This window comes from Mycobacterium sp. (assembly GCF_032162605.1).
Classification (GTDB): Bacteria; Actinomycetota; Actinomycetes; order Mycobacteriales; family Mycobacteriaceae; genus Mycobacterium.
In genome coordinates this window covers 1-3,556 of record NZ_JAVROT010000274.1, presented here as the reverse complement: position 1 = coordinate 3,556, position 3,556 = coordinate 1, and the positions used below count along the sequence as shown (strand labels likewise).

Sequence of the window (3,556 nt, the reverse complement as noted above, 5' to 3'; positions counted from 1 at the left end):
CCGGTCTTGCCGCCCTTTCGTTCCGGATACCACTTGCCCACCATGTTCACGCAGGTGGCGTAGACGAAACCGGCCGCGGTTCCGCCAAAGAACCCGAAGCCCAGATAGGCGAAGAAGACGTTGGGAGCGAACGCCAGCGACACGTATCCCAGCAGCGCCCCGGCCGCGCCGAGCATCATCGCCGCCTTGGCCGACAACTTGCCGCTCTCCCGCAACTTGCCTGCCGGGAACGCCACCGCGGCCTGGAAGAACACCCATACGCCCAGCAACCAGAAGATGTGGCCGTGGCCCCAGCCGTGCGCCTCGACGAGTGTGTCCTCGGCCGAGGTGAACGCGTATTCGGACGAGCTGATGGCCATCATGGCGATCCACGGCAGCCACACCATCCACACCCGTGAACGCCCGAGGATGTCGCGGTCGGTCTCACCGATCCGGTACACCCTGCCGTTCTTGTCTGTGACCTCGCGGAACGTCGGTCGAGCTGTCGCATTCATGCTGGCTGAACCCCCTGGCTCCGTGTCGAGCCCGCCGGTGTTCGGTCGGTCGGTCCGACGATCCTCGAGACGGCCCGACTCCGCGGGCGGAGGGGCGGACTCGTAGCCGCCCACCTTCGCGTCTCGGTGGATATTGCATACAGATTCATATGTAGCGCCAATCACTCTAGGGACGGGTTAGTGACCACAGTCACAGCGGACGGTATACTACATACAATCCTGTGCGCAACCACAAAATGCGCTGTGAATCTCCTGGAGATCGTGACGAGACCCTGAAAGCGCTTGCTTTCCCGCCTCGACCTCGGAGAATGGGGACCACCGGAAGTGCTGCGAATAGGGACTATTCGTCGAAGTCACGGGCGAAGGCCGCTGTTGGTGGCCGACATGGCCACGGTCGCTGGGTCAGCCGGCTGGACCCTGGGCGATTGAGCCTTGCCAAATGTGGGCGAAAAACTAGACAAGAACTTGTTAGGTGGGACACACTCATAGCTGAACGCATACGGTATGCAATTTTCCGCAATCGCTCACCCGAAGGAATCCCCGGCCCGAACCGCTCACGTGCCGAGGCGAGTAGAGGAGATCGTGATCATGGTTGAGATCCCCCCCGTCGCGAACGGCGACCGCACTGCGCCGGGTGCCGGTGTGGGCAAGGCGTTGTCTGGCGTTCGGGTTCTCGACATGACGCACGTCCAGTCGGGTCCCTCGGCGACTCAGCTGCTCGCCTGGCTCGGCGCCGACGTGATCAAGCTGGAGGCGCCAAGGGGCGGCGACGTCACCCGCAGCCAGCTGCGCGACGTCCCCGGCGCCGACAGCCTCTACTTCACGATGCTCAATTGCAACAAGCGCAGCATCACCGTCAACATGAAGAGCGATGAGGGCAAACAGATCTTCACCGACCTGGTGACGCGCGTCGACATCCTGGCCGAGAACTTCGGACCGGGTGTGGTCGATCGCTTCGGGTTCACCTGGGAGCGACTGCACGAGATCAACCCGCGGCTCATCTACGCCTCGATAAAGGGCTTCGGCCCCGGCAGGTACTTCAACTTCAAGGCCTACGAGGTCATCGCGCAGGCAATGGGCGGCTCCATGGCGACGACCGGGTTCGAGCACGGTCCCCCGACCGCGACCGGCGCGCAGATCGGCGACTCGGGTACCGGCATCCACCTGGTCACCGGAATCCTGGCCGCGCTTTACCAGCGCACCAACACCGGCCGCGGCCAGCGCGTCGAGGTGTCCATGCAGGACGCCGTGCTCAACCTGTGCCGGGTGAAGCTGCGTGACCAGCAACGGCTGGCACACGGTCCGCTGCTCGAGTACCCCAACGAGCGCTTCACCGACGAGGTTCCACGATCTGGCAATGCCTCCGGCGGCGGCCAGCCCGGGTGGGCGGTCCGGACCAGCGGCGGCGGTCCCAACGACTACATCTACGTCATCGTCCAACCCCAGGTGTGGGCACCGCTGGCGGAATTGATCGGACGGCCCGAGCTGGCCGACCATCCCGACTGGTCCCGGCCCGAGGACCGGCTTCACAAGTTGGACAAGGTCTTTGCGCTGATCGAGGACTGGTCCGAGAAGCACACGAAGTGGGAGGCGTTGTCGGCGCTGAACGCGCTGAACGTGCCGTGCGGTCCGGTGCTGAGCACCAAGGAGCTCATCGAGGACGAAACCCTGGCCGACCTCGGCTCGATCGTCACCGTTGACCATCCCGAACGGGGACCGTTCAAGACCGTCGGCTCTCCACTGCGGTTGTCGGATTCCCCGGTGGAGATCATCCGCTCGCCGATGCTGGGCGAGCACACCGAATCGATCTGTGCCGAACTCGGCTATTCGCCGGAACAACTGGAGCTGTTCAGGCATGCCGGAGCCATATGAGAAACCGGTCCTGGGCATCGTCGGCCGGCTCATCCACCGAAACGGGTCAGTGGCCACACAACGAAAGGGCGAGGGCGTCATGAGGTAACCCCATGAGGCAGGACAGCAGATGCTTTGAAAACGGTCGCCGAGTGTCGCTTGGCGCTAACGGCCGCAAGGCCAACAACGGTCCGCGACGCACTTCACCGTGACTTCAGTGTGCGCGCCCGATTCCCTGCATCGGGCATTATCCCCGTGCAGTACACGACAAGTGCTCGGATGTCCTTCGCGAAAACCTGACGCGGGAGGCCATCGAGGCGCGAGCCTGTAACCATCGCAAGAAAGAGAATGAACGATGTCCGCACCAGTAGCAAGTTATCGCGAGATCACCGACGCGAACAATCGCGTCTACCGCGTCGGGGAGACCGACCGCGAACTACTCGGAAGGTCCCGGGCCTGGATGGTCTGGCTGCCGTGGGCCGCCATGATGGCGGTCAGCGTCTACGAATACGGCTACGGCGCCGCCCAAGCCTCGGTCCGGGAAGCCCACGGCTGGAGCATGTCCGAGACCTTCTGGCTACTGTCCATCTGGGCCTTCTTCCAGGCCCTGATCGCCTATCCGGCAGGAAAGTTGCGGGAGAAGGACATCGTCTCGGCGAAGGTCGCCATGCTGGTCGGCGCCGTCCTCTCGGCGGTCGGCTTCATGAGCCTCACCCAGGACAGCATCGTCCTCGCCTACCTCGGCTTCGCCCTCTGTGGCGGTGTCGGCGCCGGCCTGGTGTATGCGACCTGCATCAACATCGTCGGCAAGTGGTACCCGGAACGGCGCGGAGGTAAGACCGGCTTCGTCAACGGCGGGTTCGCCTACGGCGCCGTGCCCTTCATCTTCATCTTCAGCTACGCCCTGCATCCGAGCACCTACGTCTGGGTCCTCGACCTCGTCGGGGTATACATGCTCATCGTCGTCGCCGCCTGCGGGATGTTATTCCGGGATCCTCCGAAGAACTGGTGGCCGGCCGACGTGGACCCGCTCGAGTGGGCCAGCAGCAAGAGCGGCGCGCAGAGCCTGCGGAAGAACCCCCCGGCCGTGCGCCAGTACACGCCGCGGGAAGCCATCCGGACAGGCATGCTGCCGCTGATGTGGCTCTCGCTCGGGATCAGCGCCGGCGTCTCGCTGTTCGGCATCAGCTACATGGTCCCCTTTGCCAAGG

Annotated in this window: 3 protein-coding genes; 2 read left to right on the top strand and 1 reads right to left on the bottom strand. The window is 64.1% G+C overall.

Going from position 1 to position 3,556, the window contains the following annotated elements:
- Positions 1-494 (bottom strand): MFS transporter (locus QOI01_RS16220; protein WP_526382619.1); only part of this gene is annotated, 494 nt, incomplete at its 3' end.
- Between the two features lie 588 nt (positions 495-1,082).
- Here QOI01_RS16220 and frc point away from each other — a divergent pair.
- Together frc and QOI01_RS16210 are read left to right on the top strand one after the other, a co-directional pair.
- On the top strand, positions 1,083-2,366 hold the full coding sequence (frc, locus tag QOI01_RS16215) for a formyl-CoA transferase (protein ID WP_526382617.1): 1,284 nt from the start codon (positions 1,083-1,085) through the stop codon (positions 2,364-2,366).
- Between the two features lie 334 nt (positions 2,367-2,700).
- Positions 2,701-3,556 (top strand): MFS transporter (locus tag QOI01_RS16210; RefSeq protein WP_526382615.1); only part of this gene is annotated, 856 nt, incomplete at its 3' end.

Bases quoted from the DNA above. Each gene is read 5' to 3' on its own strand.
- frc (WP_526382617.1), top strand. From the start codon at position 1,083: ATGGTTGAGATCCCCCCCGTCGCGAACGGCGACCGCACTGCGCCGGGT.